The sequence below is a fragment of the Burkholderia cepacia genome (genome assembly GCF_029962485.1).
Classification (GTDB): domain Bacteria; phylum Pseudomonadota; class Gammaproteobacteria; order Burkholderiales; family Burkholderiaceae; genus Burkholderia.
Map to the genome: position 1 here is coordinate 1,408,645 of NZ_CP073638.1, position 16,502 is coordinate 1,425,146.

The following is a 16,502-nucleotide window of genomic DNA, read 5'->3' on the forward strand; positions in this document are numbered from 1 at the left end:
CGCTATGAAGAATCAGAAACGATGCTGCTACGGCGCCGTATGCGCGCTGGTGGCGGCGATGCTGGCGGGTTGCGGGCCCTCCGAACAGCAGGCCGCCGCACCGGCCGCGCCGGTCGCGGCCATGACCGTGGCCGCCACGCGCCTCGACGTGACGGAAGACTTGCCGGGCCGCGTCGCGGCCGTGCGGGTCGCCGAGATCCGCCCGCAGGTGAGCGGCATCGTGCAGCGCCGCCTGTTCGAGCAAGGCACCGAAGTACGCGTGGGCCAGCCACTGTTCCAGATCAATCCCGCGCCCTTCAAGGCCGAGATGGACACGGCCGCCGCATCGCTGCAGCGCACGCAGGCCGCGCTCGAACGCGCGAAGGTACAGACGGCGCGCTTCAAGCCGCTCGTCGAAGCCGATGCGATCAGCCGCCAGGTGTACGACGACGCCGTCTCGCAACGCGACCAGGCCGCCGCCGATGTCGCGCAGGCCCGCGCGACGCTCGCGCGCCGCCAGCTCGACCTGAAATTCGCGACCGTGGAGGCGCCGATCGCCGGCCGCATCGACCAGGCGCTCGTGACCGAAGGCGCGCTGGTGTCGAGCGGCGACAGCCAGCCGATGGCGCGCATCCAGCAGATCGACCAGGTCTACGTCGACGTACGCCAGCCGGCCGCGTCGCTCGAATCGCTGCGCGGCGCCCTCGCGGCGCAACCGCAAACGCCGGACAGCAATGGCCTGCCGGTCGATGTGCTGCGCGACGACGACACGCGTTACGACGCGCGCGGCCGCATGCTGTTCTCGGGCGTCAACGTCGATCCGGGCACCGGCGACGTGCTGCTGCGCGTGCTGGTCGACAACCCGAAACGCCAGTTGCTGCCGGGCATGTACGTGCGTGCCCGCATTCCGCGCGCGCACTACGCCAACGCGGTGATGGTGCCGCAACAGGCGGTCGTACGCGCCGGCGGCAAGCCGCAGGTGTGGGTGCTCGACGCGAAGGGTACCGCGCATCTGAAGGCTGTCGAGGTCGGCGAACTGACGAACCGCAGCTACCGCATCAAGTCGGGCCTGCAGGCCGGCCAGAAGATCGTCGTCGAAGGCATGGAACGCCTGATCGACGGCGCGCCGGCCGCCGCGACCGACTGGAAGTCGCCTGACGCGGCCACCACCGCGTCCGCGCACTGAGTCACGAGGAGCCTCCAGTCATGGCTGAATTCTTTATCCGCCGCCCGGTGTTTGCGTGGGTGATCGCACTCTTCATCATCCTGACCGGGCTGATCGCGATCCCGCAACTGCCGGTCGCGCGCTACCCGTCGGTCGCGCCGCCGTCCGTCACGATCACCGCGAGCTACCCGGGCGCCACGCCGCAGACGATGAACGACGGCGTGCTGAGTCTCATCGAGCGTGAACTGTCCGGCGTCAAGAACCTGTTGTACTTCGAATCGTCGGCCGATACGTCCGGCTCCGCGCAGATCACCGTGACGTTCAAGCCCGGCACCAATCCGGAGATGGCGCAGGTCGACGTGCAGAACAAGATCAAGTCGGTCGAGCCGCGCCTGCCGGCGGCGGTACGCCAGAACGGGCTGATCGTCGAATCCGCGTCGTCCGGCTTCCTGATGCTGATCGGGCTGCGCTCCGACAACGGCCGCTTCGACGAAGGCGCGCTCGCCGACTACATGGCGCGCAGCGTGTCCGAGGAGCTGCGGCGAATCGACGGCGTCGGGCGTGTGCTGCAGTTCGGCTCCGAACGCGCGATGCGCATCTGGGTCGATCCGCAGAAGTTGATCAATTTCGGCCTGTCGATGAGCGACCTGACGACCGCGATCGGCCAGCAGAACGTGCAGATCGCGCCGGGCAGCCTCGGTGCGCTGCCTGCGCTGCCGGGCCAGCGCGTGACCGTGCCGCTCACCGCGCAGGGCCAGCTCACGACGCCGGAAGAGTTCGCGAAGGTCGTGCTGCGTGCGAACGCGGACGGCTCGAAGGTCGTGCTCGGCGATGTCGCGCGCATCGAACTCGGCTCGCAAAACTACACGTTCGTGAGCCGCGAGAACAACAAGCCGGCCACCCTCGCCGGCGTGCAGCTCGCGCCGGGCGCCAACGCGGTGAAGACCGCCGACGCGATCCGTGCGCGCATGGCCGAACTGAGCAAGTCGATGCCGTCGGGCATGACCTACTCGATCCCGCTCGACACGTCGCCGTTCGTGAAGATCTCGATCGAGAAAGTGCTGCACACGCTGCTCGAAGCGATGGTGCTCGTGTTCCTCGTGATGTACCTGTTCCTGCAGAACGTGCGCTATACGCTGATTCCGGCCATCGTCGCGCCGGTCGCGATGCTCGGCACGTTCACGGTGATGCTGATGACCGGCTTCTCGATCAACGTGCTGACGATGTTCGGCATGGTGCTCGCGATCGGCATCATCGTCGACGATGCGATCGTCGTCGTCGAGAACGTCGAACGCCTGATGGCCGAGGAAGGACTGTCGCCGAGGGATGCAACCTCGAAGGCGATGAAGGAAATCACCGGCGCGATCGTCGGCGTCACGCTGGTGCTGACCGCGGTGTTCCTGCCGATGGCGATGGCGAGCGGCTCGGTCGGCGTGATCTACAAGCAGTTCACGATGTCGATGGCCGTGTCGATCCTGTTCTCGGCGCTCCTGGCGCTGACGCTCACGCCGGCCCTGTGCGCGACGATGCTCAAGCCGCTCGAACCGGGCCACCACGAGAAGCGCGGCTTCTTCGGCTGGTTCAATCGACGCTTCGATCGCCTGACGAAATGGTACGAGACGCGCGTCGGCCGCCTGGTCGGCCGCACGGGCCGCGTGATGCTGGTGTTCGTCGCGATCTCGGGCGCGCTCGTGTTCGGCTTCCGCAGCCTGCCGTCGTCGTTCCTGCCGGACGAGGACCAGGGCTACTTCATCACCAGCTTTCTGCTGCCCGCGGACTCTACCGCCGAGCGTACGCATGACGTGGTCAACACGCTGGAGAAGCATCTTGCTTCGCGTCCGGCAATCCAGTCGAGCATTTCCGTGATCGGCTACGGCTTCTCGGGCCAGGGTTCGAACGCAGCGATCAACTGGTCCGTGATGAAGGACTGGAAGAACCGCGGCAGCTCGTCGACGATCGAGGAAGGCATGCTCGCGCAGCAGGCGATGGCCGGCGTGACCGAAGGCACGGTGATGAGCCTGCTGCCGCCGGCAATCGACGAACTCGGCAACAGCTCGGGCTTCTCGATGCGCCTGGAAGACCGCGCCAACCAGGGCACGGCGGCGCTCAAGGCGGCGGAAGCGAAGCTGCTCGAACTCGCCGCGCAAAGCAAGGTCGTGACCGGCGTGTACCCGGACAGCCTCCCCGCCGGCACGAGCATCCGCCTCGAGATCGACCGCGCGAAGGCGCAGGCGCTCGGCGTGTCGTTCACGACGCTCAGCGACACGCTGTCGACCGCGATGGGTTCGACCTACGTGAACGACTTCCCGAACGCGGGCCGCATGCAGCAGGTGATCATCCAGGCCGATGCGCCGGCACGCATGCAGATCGACAACGTGATGAAGCTGTACGTGCGCAACGCGGCCGGCGGCATGGTGCCGCTGTCCGAAGTGGTTCGCCCGGTATGGGCCGACACGCCGCTGCAGATGGTGCGCTTCAAGGGCTACCCGTCCGCGCGTATCTCGGGCACGGCCGCCCCCGGCCAGTCGAGCGGCGCCGCCATGGCCGAGATGGAGCGTCTCGCCGCGCAACTGCCGCCGGGCTTCGCGGTCGAGTGGACCGGCCAGTCGCTGCAGGAACGTCAGTCGGCGTCGCAGGCGCCGATGCTGATGGCGCTGTCGATGATCGTCGTGTTCCTGGTGCTCGCCGCGCTGTACGAAAGCTGGTCGATCCCGCTGTCGGTGATGCTGGTGGTGCCGCTCGGCCTGATCGGCGCGATCGGTGCGGTGCTGCTGCGCGGCATGCCGAACGACGTGTTCTTCAAGGTCGGGATGATCACCGTGATCGGCTTGTCCGCGAAGAACGCGATCCTGATCGTCGAGTTCGCGAAGCAGTTGCGCGAGGAAGGCAAGGGGCTGATCGAAGCGGCCGTGCAGGCATCGAAGCTGCGCCTGCGCCCGATCCTGATGACCTCGCTCGCATTCGGCCTCGGTGTCGTGCCGCTGATGATCGCGACCGGCGCCAGCGCCGAAACGCAGCACGCGATCGGTACCGGCGTGTTCGGCGGCATGGTGACCGCCACGGTACTGGCCATTTTCTTCGTCCCTGTTTTCTTTGTGTTCGTGATGAGTATCCAGGAGCGTATCGGCGCATGGCGGGCTTCCCGCAAGCAGCCGGCTGCCCCGGCTCACGGACAGGAAGGTTGATGCCATGCGATTGCTTATTCTTCCCCTCGTCCTCGCCCTGTCGGCCTGCTCGCTCGCGCCGACGCTGGTCAAGCCCTCGATGCCGGTGCCGACGGCCTACACGGCCGCCGCGGCCGCCGACCTCAAGGCCAACGCCGCCGATCTCGGCTGGCGCACGATGTTCGGCGATCGCCGCCTGCAGCGCCTGATCGAGATTGCGCTCGAGCACAACCGCGACCTGCGCCTCGCGGCGCTGAACGTCGAGGCTGCCGAAGCGCAGTACGGCATCCAGCGCTCCGCGCGCCTGCCGTCGATCGGCGCCGGCGCGAACTTCACGCGCCAGCGTACGTCGGACGACACGCAGTCGAGTCCGCCGTTGTTCGGCACGACGCAGAACCAGTACGGCGTGAACGTCGGTATCAGCGCGTTCGAGATCGACCTGTTTGGCCGCGTGAAGTCGCAGTCGGATGCGGCCTTCGCACGCTACCTCGCGACCGATCATGGCCGCCGCGCGGTGCAGATCTCGCTGGTCGGCGGCGTCGCCGACGCGTACTTCGCGGAACGCCTCGCGCTGGAGCAGCGCCAGTTGTCCGAGCGCACGCTCGCCGACTGGCAGCAGTCACTCGATCTCGCGCGCCGCCTGAAGGAAGCACATCAGGCGAGCGGCGTCGACATCGCGCAAGCCGAAGGCCAGGTCGCAAGCGCCACGGCCGATCTCGAGGCGCGCACGCGCGCTGTCGAGCAGGCACGCAATGCGTTGCGCCTGCTGGTCGGCACCGAGCTGCCGAAGGATCTGCCCGACCCGGTGCCGCTTCGGCAGCAACCAGTGATGACGCAACTGCCGGCCGGCCTGCCGTCTGAACTGCTGTTCCGTCGCCCGGATATCCAGCAGGCCGAACAGAATCTCGTCGCCGCGAATGCCGATATCGGCGCCGCGCGCGCCGCGTTCTTCCCGCGCCTGTCGCTGACGTCGTCGATCGGCTTCCTCAGCCCGGCGATGGGCAGCCTGTTCGACGGCGGCCAGCGCACGTGGAGCTTCGCGCCGCAGGTCACGGTGCCGATCTTCCAGGGCGGCCGGCTGCGTTCCGAGCTGCGTCTCGCGGAAGTGCGCAAGTCGAGCGCGGTCGCCGAGTACGAACGCTCGATCCAGACTGCATTCCGTGAAGTGGCAGACGGTCTCGCCGGACGCGAAACCTTCGGCCGCCAGATCGAAGCGCAGACACGCGTGGTCGGCTCGGCCGAACGCCGCACCGACCTGTCGAACCTGCGCTATCGCGCGGGTATCGAGGGGCGGCTGGAACTGCTCGATTCGCAGCGGCAGCTCTACTCGGCACGGCAGGCGCTGCTCGACCTGCGTCGCAGCGAGCTCGGCAACGCCGTTGCGCTGTACAAGGCGCTCGGTGGCGGCCTGACGGACAAGGACGTCGCGCCGTCGCAGAGCGTGGTGCAGAACTGAACGAACGGCGCCGTTCCGCCCCGCGCAGCAGCGGGACGGAACGGCGCGATTCAGCCCGGCAACGGGCTGCCCCGATTGTTCGACATCGCACGGCAAACTCCATGACGAATTCCCTGATACTGATTGCAGAAGACGAGCCCGACATCTCCGAGATCCTCGATGCGTACCTGACCCACGATGGCTTTCGCACCTACCGCGTCGCCGACGGGCAAGCGGTGCTCGACGTGCAACCGCACCTGAAGCCCGACCTGATCCTGCTCGACGTGAAGATGCCGCAGAAGAACGGCTGGGACGTGCTCACCGAGCTGCGGCGGCGCGGCAATACGCCTGTCGTCGTCCTCACCGCGTTCGACCGCGACCTCGACCGGCTGCAGGCACTGCATGCCGGCGCGGACGACTACATCGTCAAGCCGTTCAACCCGGCCGAAGTCGTCGCACGGCTGCGCGCGATCCTGCGCCGGTCGGCCGCGCCGCCGGCCACGCGCATGCTGCGCGTCGGTGCCCTGGAGATCGACACCGACAGCTATCTGGCCCGCGTGCGAACGGACTCCGCCGAGATACCGATCACGCTGACGCTGACCGAATTCCGGCTGCTCGCACACATGGCGCGATCGCCGAGCCGCGTGTTCACGCGCGGCGAACTGCTCGATGCGTGCATGGCCGACGTGAGCGCGCTGGAGCGCACGGTCGACAGCCACATCTGCAGGCTGCGCAGGAAGCTCGAACAGGCCGGCGCGCCGGGCATGCCCGAAGTGATGCGCGGTGTCGGCTACCGGCTGCGGGGCATGCAGTGACGCTGCCGGCGAGACCCGGCCGGCACATCGGGCAGGCGATCGGCCTGGGCGCGATCGTCGCCGTGCTGACCGCCTGTACCGTTGCCTTCCTCCTTGCCGTGTTGCGTCACCCGGTCGTGTTGCCGCACGACGCAACGGCCGGCGCCATGATCCGCAATGCGTCCACTTACCTGGTGCTCGCGACGGTGCTGTTCGTGTGCCTGCTGTCAGCCGCGTTCGATCTGCTCCGGCAGATGCGCCGCACGCTCGCGGCGCTCGACACGATTGCCGACAACACCGGCCGCATCGTCGCCGGCGACATGTCCGTGCGCGTGGTTTCCCGCGACGGCTGCACGGCCGACCTGTCGCGCTTCATCGAGGATTTCAATGCGATGACCTTTCAACTGAAACATAGGACTCCCTCCCTTCCGGAATCTGCCACCGGAAGCGGCAGTCGCTCGATGCGCACGCCGCTCGCGGAACTCGAAACCCGGCTCGAAATCATCAAGGGGCTCGCCAACGAAACCGGTACTTCGTCACGCGACGCGCTGCTTCACCAGGTCGACGGCCTGTTCCGGTTCGTCGATGACCTTCAGGTTGCCGAACAGCCCGAGGCGCTGACACTCGACCTGCGCTCGACGGCGCTCGACCGCGAAATCGCCAGCGCCATCGATTCGGTTCGCGAAGCGTTTCGTGAAGCGGGGGTCGCCATCGACCTGACGACCGCCGCGACCGTCGTGACTTGCGACGGCGCGCGCATCCGCCAGGCCGTTCTCGCGCTGCTCGACGACATGCGGCGCCATTCCGCACCGGCGAGGCTGAAGCTCTTCGTCGAGGACCGCCCTGCGGGCGCCGTCGTCCGAATCGAAGACGAAGGTTCGCGACGATTCGTCGAAGACGGGCTTGGCCTGTCCGTCGTGCGCGCGGTCGTCCAGGCGCATGGCGGGCAGATCCGCCTGCTCGCATCGCTTGGTGGAGACGCCGTCCTCGAATTCGACATCCCGCGGCACGCGCCGGCGATTCGAGCATTTCCTCGATAGCAACCGCCCTATTACGAAACGAATCGGAAAGGATCGGCGAATCGATTCCGGCATTACCCTTCTTGCCGGTTTCGAGCATTACAAAATGCCGTCGATCTTTTCAAAATCATTGCGCTTTATTCGATTTAATTTTGTTTCATATAATCAAAAAAAGTTTGACACTTCGCTTTCGTTCTTGATACCGTCCGATGCAAGCAATCTGACGGATTGCCCACCACGCAATCGATTCCGCTCTACGTTTTTTCGCTTCCGCCGCACCGCAGTGCTCGCCGCCGGCTGATTCTTTCGCGCGCCGGCGCATGCAATATCCCGATGCATATCATTGGACAGCTGTCATCCGGCAGCGGGCCGAAGGACCGAAACAAATGAGCAGGACAACGAAACTGTTGCTCTAGCAATCCCGCCCGCGTCAAGTCCGGCGCGGCTGCCTCGCAGTGCAGCCTTCCCGTTATCACGTTTTCCGTATTTCGCCCCCGGAGCAAACCCATCTCTCCGGATCGGGCGAAAGGCCCTGTCGCGTCCGTGCCATCCGCATGCATGCGACAGAACACGGCGGTGCATGACCCGCATCGCCGTCGACCGTTGTTGTTCGTGCCGTTCGATGTTCAACCGGAGGGGTAATTCAAATGAATCAGGTTGCAGACAAGAAACAAAAGCACATTCGCATCGTCAAGCTCGCATCCGCCGCCGCAGCCGTCGCGTCGATCGGCATCGCGACCGCCCATGCCGCGCCAGCGGCCGGCTGGACGGAAACGCGCACCAAGGGGTTCCTGCCGCTCGTGCAGCAAAGTGAAGCCGGTACCGCCGGCGCGCCCGCCGCGAGCACGGCGGCAGCTGCAACGGCCGCCGTCGAACTGGCGCCCGGCGAATCGGTTGACATCGTGCTCGGGCTGAACCTGCGCAACGAGACGCAACTCGACCAATACCTGCGCGACCTGCATACGCCCGGCTCGCCGCACTACAAGCAGTTCCTCACGCCCGCGCAGTTTGCCGCGCAATACGCGCCGACCGACCAGCAAGTCGCGTCCGTCGTCTCGCACCTGCGCAAGGAAGGTTTCGTGAACATCGTGGTCGCACCGAACCGCCTGCTGGTATCGGCGTCCGGCACGGCGGCGACCATCAAGTCCGCGTTCCGCACGACGCTCAAGCGCTTCACGCGCAACGGCCGCAGCGTCTATGCGAATACCGACGCCGCGCAAGTGCCGAACGCGATCGGCAACATCGTGGGCGCGGTGCTCGGGCTGCAGAACGTCGAGTTGATGCATACCGGCGCCGGCAGCAAGCCGCAAGGCAACACCAGCAACCTGACGATCCCGGCCGGCGCGTCGGCGGTGCCGCACAACCCGACCGAGTTCTCGTCGATCTACGGCGGCGACGGCACGCCGACGGCCTCGCAGACCACGGTCGGCATCATCTCCGAAGGCGACCTGTCCCAGACCGTTAGCGACCTCAATACGTTCGCCGCGAACAACGGCCTCGGCACGATCAGCAGCACCATCGTGCAGACGGGCCCGGCAGGCAGTTCGTACACCGACACGTCGGGCACCGTCGAGTGGAACCTCGACAGCCAGTCGATCGTCGGCTCGGCTGGCGGCAGCGTGAAGCAGGTCGTGTTCTATGCCGCACCGTCGATGACGCTCACCGCGATCACGGCCGCGTACAACCGGGTCGTGACCGACAACGTCGCGAAGGTGATCAACGTGTCGCTCGGCGTGTGCGAATCGTCGGCGTACAGCACCGGTTCGCAGGCGACCGACGACACCATCTTCAAGCAGGCGGTCGCGCAAGGGCAGACCTTCTCCGTTTCGGCCGGCGACCACGGCGCGTACGAATGCGCAAGCGGCACGCCGTCGCGCTCCACTTACACGGTGAGCGAACCGGCCACGTCGCCGTACGTGATCGCGGTAGGTGGCACGACGCTGTTCACGAATACGTCCACCAACGCGTACAACAGCGAGATCGTCTGGAACGACCCGAGCTGGCAACCGGGCACCGTGTGGTCGACGGGCGGCGGGTACAGCAAGTACGAGGCCGCGCCGACGTGGCAGTCGTCAACCCTGACCGGATCGACCAAGCGCGCATTGCCCGACGTAGGCTTCGACGCCGACCTGCGCACCGGCGCGATTCTGGTGGTGAACGGCCAGACGTCCGACACGCTGTGGGGCTCGGGCTACCTGAACAACGAAGGCGGCACGAGCCTCGCCGCGCCGATCTTCACGGGCATCTGGGCGCGGCTGCAGTCGGCCAACAACAATGCGCTGGGTTTCCCCGCGTCGAGCATCTACAAGTACTTCCCGTCGAACGCAGCGCTGCTGCACGACGTCACGTCCGGCAACAACGGCAGCGGCACCTACGGCTACAAGGCGAAGGCCGGCTGGGACGCAACGACGGGCTTCGGCAGCGTGAACATCTCGAAGCTGAACGCGTTCATCCAGAGCACGTCGGATTTCGCGCGCTGATGAGCCGATGACCGACCCGGTTCCGGGTGCGCGCGAATGCGTGCGCCCGGGACCGCACGCAACCGCGTAAAAGCCCGCGACAGGTGCAAGCCGTCGCGGGCTTTCTGCATTCCGCGCAATCTCGCGAAGCGAGCATCCAGCGAGACGATACGCGCGCCGACCTTGCAATCGTTGCGCCAGCAACTTTCAGATCGATTACCCGTTGGGTGCCCGCCCGCTTACGGACTGCAAGGTACACACACTGTTACACAACACCCCGACACTTCCGCGCGTGTCGTGCGTTTAACTGAATATGACGATTCGTCGCGGGACTTCCACCATGCGAACACGATCTTGCCGCCCGCTCCGGCCGACGCCGTCGGCGCATGCGCGCACGGTCGCGGCACAGTGCCCAAGCCGATCGCACAGCCCGCGTGCCTGCCAACGCTGCCACCACACCGAACGAACCTCATGAACAACAACCGCGCCTACCGCCCCGTCAGGACGCTGATCGCGTCGTCCCTCATCGTGTCGCTGCTCGGCCTGTCGGCCTGCAACAAGAACGGCGACAGCAGCACCGCCGCACCGGCGAGCGATGCGAGCGCGGCCGCCGCGGCGCAGCCGGCCTCGACGCCCGTCGCCTACACGCCGCCGAGCGCCGACCAGCTCTACCAGATGGTCGCGCCGATCGCGCTGTTCCCCGACAAGCTCGTCGCACTGGTGCTTGCAGGTGCAACGTATCCGGACCAGGTGACGGCCGCCAACAACTGGGTCACGCAGAATCCGGCATTGAAGGGGCAGGCACTCGCGAGCGCAGCCGATACGCAGCCGTGGGACCCGTCCGTCAAGGCGCTGACCGCCTTCCCCGCGGTACTGGCGCAAATGGCGTCGAACCCGGCCTGGACCACGTCGCTCGGCCAGGCGTACTACAACGATCCGACCGACGTGATGAACGCGATCCAGGTGATGCGCCAGCGCGCGCAGACGTCCGGTCATCTGCGCTCGGGCGGCCAGATGCGCGTCACGCAAGTCGCGCAGGCCGCGCCGACCGGCTATACGCCGGCCACCGACGCGCCCGTGGTGTACGCCGGGCCGGCGATCGTGCCGCCGCCCGTGCAGGCGATCGAGATCGAGTCCGCGCAGCCGGATGTCGTGTACGTGCCGTCGTACAACCCGACCGTCGTCTACGGCGAGCCGGTGTCGGCCTACCCTGGCTACGTGTACCGTCCGCCCGCATACAGCACCGGCGAAGTCGTTGCGGCCAGCGTGATCACGTTCGGTGTCGGCGTCGCCGTCGGCGCCGCGATCTTCGGGCACCACGACTGGGGCTGGCATGCATGGGGCATGAACTGGGGTGCGCCGCGTCCGGAAGGCCCGGGGTGGAACGGCGGCTGGCAGCGCCCGGCCGTGGTGTACAACCACACCACGTACGTGACGAAGTCGACCACCGTGATCAACAACATCACCAACATCCGCAACACGCGCATCACGAACAACTACGGCGGCAACGTCACCACCACCACCACCAACAACACGACGATCGAACGCAACACCGTACAGCCGGGCGCCGAACCGATGCGAGGACAGGCCATCGAGCAGCGCGCGGGCGCCGCGCCGATGACGATGCCGCATTTCGGCGCAAACGACGCGCGCCCCGGCACACGCCCCACGCCTGAAGCATTCGCACAGAACCGCGCGAACGCGCCGCATGCCGAGGCACCGGCGCAGCATCCGCCCGGCGCGATGCACGACGAGCGGCAGCAGGCGATGCAGCAGGAGCGTACCGCGCAGGAACATCGTGCGACGGCCCAGCAACAGCAGCAACAACGCGAAGAAACGCAGCAGCACGACGCCGCGCAGCAACAGCAACGCGAAGCGATGCAGCAACGCAATGCGGTGCAACAACAGCAGGAGCGCGCGGCGGCCCAGCAGCGTAACGAAGCCCAGCAGCAGCAACGCCTGGAAGCGCAGCAACGCAGCGAGGCCCAACAGCAACAGCAGCGCGAAGAGGCACAGCAGCAACAGCGCAAGGAAATGCAGCCACACGCCGAAGCGCCGCCGCAGGAACATGCGGCACCGCAACCCCGGCAGCCGGCAACCGAGCACGCGGCGGCTGCGCATCCGCACCCTGCCCAGTCTCACCCGGAGCACGAATCGCGCGAACATCGTCCGGAATAGCCATCACCCCGCGGCACGGCAGCGCCGCATGCGCGCTGCCGGCCGTCGATGCACGATTCAATCGGCCCAGTTCCGCACGTAGTCCGGCACGGGCACGTTGCCGTCGGCATGCACCGGCGCGCCGCGAGTCATCTTCAGCGGCAGGATTCCGGCCCAGGCGGCGAGTTCCAGATCTTCCTCCTTGTCGGACGGCAGCGAATCGCTGACTTTCACGGCCGCCTCGTCCATCGAAATCCGCAGCACGCTGGTCGCATTGAGTTCCTTCGCATTGCCCGGCCGCGCTTCATGCCTGCGGCCCGGTGCGATCTTGTCCATCAATGCATCCAGCGCCGCGAGTTTTTCCTCACTGCCCTCCACTCCATCGAACTGCCCGTAGATCACCGCGGATCGATAATTCATCGAATGGTTGAAGGCTGACTTGGCCAGCACGAGACCGTCCAGCAACGTGATCGCGATGGAAGCCTGCGCGCCCGCCGCCAGCGCCTTGATCATCCGGCTGCCGTTGGATCCGTGGATATAGAGGACGTCGCCCCGCCGCCAGTGCGCGGTCGGGATGCAGTGCGTGTTCTGTCCGTCGCCGAACGCGATGTGGCAAACGTAGGCCTCGTCCACGATGCGGTGGAGCATCGCGCGATCGTGACTGGCCAGCTCGGGGAGCCGTCGAATGGTTGTACGTGGTGTCGGCGAAATTTCAGTCTGGTCTTTCATATTTATGTACTGCGAAATGAATTGAATCGGTATCGCGCTGCATTCTCGGCCGAACGCGCCGCCGCCGGGCTCGTCGACAGTCGCGCGTCAAATCGATCAAAATACGCGCGTGCAACGCGCCGCGACGATCGCCGGAACGCCTTGCGCTCTGGCCTGTACCGCGAGCACGTGAACGATACGATGCGCGTGGCATCTTCAAAAGAACCAGCACAACGGAAATTTCTGGAACCAGCCTATGGATCTCGCGCTGCTCATCTCGTCGCTTTCCCGACAGGACGGCACGACCCGACACAGCCAGCAGGAAGCGCTGTACCGCAGCCTGCGCACCCTGCTGCTCGACGGGCACCTTCCGCCCGGCACGCGGCTCGTGTCGACGCGCGTGCTCGCGGCCGAGCTGGGCATTGCACGCAATTCGGCGGTCTATGCGTACGAGCGCCTGGCGGAAGAAGGCTTCGTGGCTGCCACGCGCAACGGCACGATCACGCGATGGGACGGATCCGGCCGCGCGAGCACCACGAATGAAGACGGTCCGCCCGCGGTTCAGCTGTCGGCGCGCGTGCACGGACTGGAGAACGCCGATCCCGAGCCCGAACGCATGCTGCCGTTCGTCCCCGGCCTGCCCTCGCTCGCCGAATTCCCCGTTGCACAGTGGCGTCGTTGCATCGAGCGCGCGTGGAAAACCATCAAGCCCGCCCACCTCGCGTATGGCCCGGCCGAAGGGCTGCCCGAACTCAGGCGTGCGGTGGCCGCATACATCCGCGTGTCGCGAGGCGTGCGCTGCGACACGAATCAGGTATTCATCACCGACGGCACGCAAGGCAGCCTCGAGTTGTGCGCGCGCATGCTCGCGAATCCCGGCGAATACGGCTGGCTCGAGAATCCCTGCTACAACGGCGCCCGGACGGCTTTCCAGTCGACCGACCTGAACCTCGTGCCGATCGAGGTCGATCACGAAGGGATGGCGCCCACGGGCGAACAGTGGCGTACCCAGCCGCCCCGGTTGATCTATACGACGCCATCGCATCAATACCCGCTCGGCTCGCTGATGAGCCCGGAACGGCGAGCAGCGCTCGTCGAGCATGCGCGCGCGTGCGGTGCATGGATCATCGAGGACGATTACGACAGCGAGTTCCGACACGGCGGCCAGCCGTTGCCCGCGATCCAGGGCCTGCATCCCGACGCGCCAGTCTGCTATCTCGGCACGTTCAGCAAGACGATGTTTCCCGCCCTTCGGCTCGGCTTCATGGTGGTACCGCCTGCCCTGGTCGAACGCTTCACGCGAACGCTGCGCGAACTCGTCCATCGCGGACATTCGGCCGACCAGCTCGCGATGGCCGAATTCATCGACACCGGTCTCTTCGCACGGCACCTGCGCAAGATGAGGTCACTCTACGCCGACCGGCGCAGCAGCCTCGAAGCGGCCCTCGCCCGCCATCTCGGCACCGCGTTGAGCGTGCGTGACAGCCCGGGCGGCATGCATCTGTCTGCGGACCTGGCGGCGCCGCTGCACGACGCTGACGTCGCGCGCGCCGCGTCCGCGCATGGCCTGCTGCTGCAGCCGCTGAGCAACTATCGCGTCGGCGACGGCCGCCCGTACAACGGCTTCGTGCTCGGCTATTCCGGGCTGGACGACGCGACGATCGAGACGGCAACGACGCAGTTCGCGGCCGTCATCGAACGGCTCGGCCGCACGCGCCGCTGAGCGTCGCTCACAGTTGCGATTCGATCGGAAACAGCCCCAGAAACCAGACTTCCATCCGCCGCGCCGCCGACACTTCCGGTTCGTGATCGATTTCGGTGACCTTCCCGTCCGCATCGGTCTGAATCCACTTGAGCCGCCCTTTCCCGGCCGCATCGGTCCTCGGCTCGACACGCCACGCGATCTGGTCGAGTCGCGATTCCAGATCGCCGGCAACCTGCGACGCGATCGCCGGACTCTCGCAGAAAACACCGATCTCGGTATTGAGGTTCAGCGAGCGCGGATCGAAATTCATCGACCCGATGAAAATGCGCTGGTGGTCGAACACGTAGGTTTTCGCATGCAGCGACGCACGCGACGACCCGATGATGACGTCCTTCGAAATGCTCTTGTCGCCCGATGGCCGCCGCTCGTAGAGCCGCACGCCGGCCGCGACGAGGTCGCTCCGGTAGCGGCGATAGCCGGCATGCACGGCCGCCACGTCGGTCGAGGCGAGCGAATTGGTGAGCACCGTCACACGCACGCCGCGCGCCGAATACGCACGCAGCCGCTCGACGAAGTCCTTGCCCGGCACGAAATACGGCGACACGATCAGCAGGTCATGCTGAGGCTGCAACGCAAGTGCTCGCAACTTCGGTAACAGGTGCCCGTCGCTGTCCTTAGGCGCATGCGCGATCTTCGACGGATCGTCGTACAGCACCGTCGCGTGCCCCCACGACAGGTCGGTGCCCTGCCCGTGCACGATCCGGTCGAGCCGCTGCCGTGCTTCGAGCACGTACGGATTGTCCTCCATGGCCCTCAGGTAGTCGCGCAACCGCTCTCGCTGGCGATCGAGCCCGCCCGGCGCCGCGTCGTGCCCGACCAGCGTATCGATCGGATACGCATACGGCGAATTCCAGAACGTATCGAATTCGGTCGAGATGTCCTTCACCGCCGGGCCATGGACGACGACATCGAGATCGCCGAACTCCAGCATCGACGAGGCGCCGAAGTACTCGTCGCCGATATTGCGGCCACCGACGATCGCCACCTGGTTGTCCGCGATCAACGCCTTGTTGTGCATGCGCCGGTTGACGCGCGCGAACTCGAACACCGTGCCGATCCTCTTGAACCGGCGCGTCGCCACCGGATTGAACAGCCGGATCTCGATGTTCGGATGCGAGCTGATCTCGAGCAGCTTGCGGTCGTCCGCGTTCGTGCCGAGATCGTCGAGCAGCGCGCGCACGCGCACGCCGCGATCGGCCGCGCGAATGACCGCATCGGCCAGTTCATGCCCGGTCAGGTCGTCGTGCCAGATGTAGTACTGAAGGTCCAGCGACCGGTCTGCCCGGTCGGCCAGCAGCACACGTGCGTCCAGCGCGTCGACCGGATCGGTCAGCAAGTGAAACGCGTCCTGTCCGGGATGCTCGGCGGCCTGCGGCCGGAACGCGGCGCCCAGCCGCGTGTGTTCCGTATCGGTGAATGCATGCGTCGGCGCGCGATCGGCCTGCGGCGGAAGGCTGGCGCACGCAACGAGCGCCAGCAACGAGAGAATCGCACCCCACGAACGCAGCATGGTCATGATGACCGCCCCCACTCCCGGCGAAGTCTGTTTATTCTGGGCGCCGGATTGAGAACGGCGCGGGTCGGCAGTCCGGGCGCGCGACGCATAGCGCGCTCGGGCCGTGCCGCGCCACAGCATACTTCGATTGCAATCGGCACTGCACCGTTTCCGCGTTTTCCCGGTGGCGGTGCTGCAACATGCCCGGCCGGCGCGCGACATACCGCTGTCACACACGGCGGAAGTGCTCGCGGCGAGATTTCAGCGGGGAGATCGAAGCAGGCACATGCCAAGAAAAACCCGCGACGCACGTTGCCATCGCGGGTTTCCGGCGCGCGACATCGCGCCTCGGATGAATGCGT

9 protein-coding genes are annotated in these 16,502 nt (G+C 66.4%); 7 read left to right on the top strand and 2 right to left on the bottom strand.

The annotated features are described in order from the left end of the window. Positions 1-4: 4 nt before the first annotated feature. From KEC55_RS22625 to KEC55_RS22650, 6 genes are all read left to right on the top strand, one after another. Complete coding sequence (locus tag KEC55_RS22625; RefSeq protein ID WP_282511015.1) at positions 5-1,165, top strand: efflux RND transporter periplasmic adaptor subunit; 1,161 nt, start codon at positions 5-7, stop codon at positions 1,163-1,165. A 20-nt stretch (positions 1,166-1,185) separates the two neighbouring features. Further along, positions 1,186-4,329, top strand: a complete 3,144-nt coding sequence (locus tag KEC55_RS22630) for a multidrug efflux RND transporter permease subunit (RefSeq protein WP_282511017.1) — start codon at positions 1,186-1,188, stop codon at positions 4,327-4,329. A gap of 4 nt (positions 4,330-4,333) precedes the next feature. Beyond that, on the top strand, positions 4,334-5,764 hold the full coding sequence (locus KEC55_RS22635; RefSeq protein WP_282511019.1) for an efflux transporter outer membrane subunit: 1,431 nt from the start codon (positions 4,334-4,336) through the stop codon (positions 5,762-5,764). A gap of 101 nt (positions 5,765-5,865) precedes the next feature. Then, entirely contained in the window at positions 5,866-6,558 is a 693-nt protein-coding gene (locus tag KEC55_RS22640; RefSeq protein WP_282511021.1) for a response regulator, read from the top strand. Between the two features lie 1,645 nt (positions 6,559-8,203). Then, a complete protein-coding gene (locus KEC55_RS22645) occupies positions 8,204-10,036 on the top strand; it encodes a S53 family peptidase (protein ID WP_282511022.1) in 1,833 nt (610 codons plus the stop codon). A gap of 450 nt (positions 10,037-10,486) precedes the next feature. Then, positions 10,487-12,193: a DUF3300 domain-containing protein gene (locus KEC55_RS22650; RefSeq protein WP_282511023.1), complete on the top strand. Its 1,707-nt coding sequence runs from the start codon at positions 10,487-10,489 to the stop codon at positions 12,191-12,193. A gap of 57 nt (positions 12,194-12,250) precedes the next feature. Here KEC55_RS22650 and KEC55_RS22655 read toward each other — a convergent pair whose 3' ends face one another. Further along, positions 12,251-12,901, bottom strand: a complete 651-nt coding sequence (locus tag KEC55_RS22655; protein WP_282511025.1) for a pyridoxamine 5'-phosphate oxidase family protein — start codon at positions 12,899-12,901, stop codon at positions 12,251-12,253. A gap of 235 nt (positions 12,902-13,136) precedes the next feature. Here KEC55_RS22655 and KEC55_RS22660 point away from each other — a divergent pair, with 235 nt between their 5' ends. Beyond that, on the top strand, positions 13,137-14,603 hold the full coding sequence (locus KEC55_RS22660; RefSeq protein WP_282511026.1) for a PLP-dependent aminotransferase family protein: 1,467 nt from the start codon (positions 13,137-13,139) through the stop codon (positions 14,601-14,603). 7 nt (positions 14,604-14,610) lie between these two features. Here KEC55_RS22660 and KEC55_RS22665 read toward each other — a convergent pair whose 3' ends face one another. After that, on the bottom strand, positions 14,611-16,161 hold the full coding sequence (locus tag KEC55_RS22665; RefSeq protein ID WP_282511027.1) for a phospholipase D family protein: 1,551 nt from the start codon (positions 16,159-16,161) through the stop codon (positions 14,611-14,613). Positions 16,162-16,502 lie beyond the last annotated feature (341 nt).

Excerpts from the sequence above, each read along its gene's own strand:
- KEC55_RS22625 (WP_282511015.1), top strand. The coding sequence starts at position 5 with ATGAAGAATCAGAAACGATGCTGCTACGGCGCCGTATGCGCGCTGGTG.
- KEC55_RS22630 (WP_282511017.1), top strand. The coding sequence starts at position 1,186 with ATGGCTGAATTCTTTATCCGCCGCCCGGTGTTTGCGTGGGTGATCGCA.
- KEC55_RS22635 (WP_282511019.1), top strand. The coding sequence starts at position 4,334 with ATGCGATTGCTTATTCTTCCCCTCGTCCTCGCCCTGTCGGCCTGCTCG.
- KEC55_RS22640 (WP_282511021.1), top strand. The coding sequence starts at position 5,866 with ATGACGAATTCCCTGATACTGATTGCAGAAGACGAGCCCGACATCTCC.
- KEC55_RS22645 (WP_282511022.1), top strand. The coding sequence starts at position 8,204 with ATGAATCAGGTTGCAGACAAGAAACAAAAGCACATTCGCATCGTCAAG.
- KEC55_RS22650 (WP_282511023.1), top strand. The coding sequence starts at position 10,487 with ATGAACAACAACCGCGCCTACCGCCCCGTCAGGACGCTGATCGCGTCG.
- KEC55_RS22655 (WP_282511025.1), bottom strand. The coding sequence starts at position 12,901 with ATGAAAGACCAGACTGAAATTTCGCCGACACCACGTACAACCATTCGA.
- KEC55_RS22660 (WP_282511026.1), top strand. The coding sequence starts at position 13,137 with ATGGATCTCGCGCTGCTCATCTCGTCGCTTTCCCGACAGGACGGCACG.
- KEC55_RS22665 (WP_282511027.1), bottom strand. The coding sequence starts at position 16,161 with ATGACCATGCTGCGTTCGTGGGGTGCGATTCTCTCGTTGCTGGCGCTC.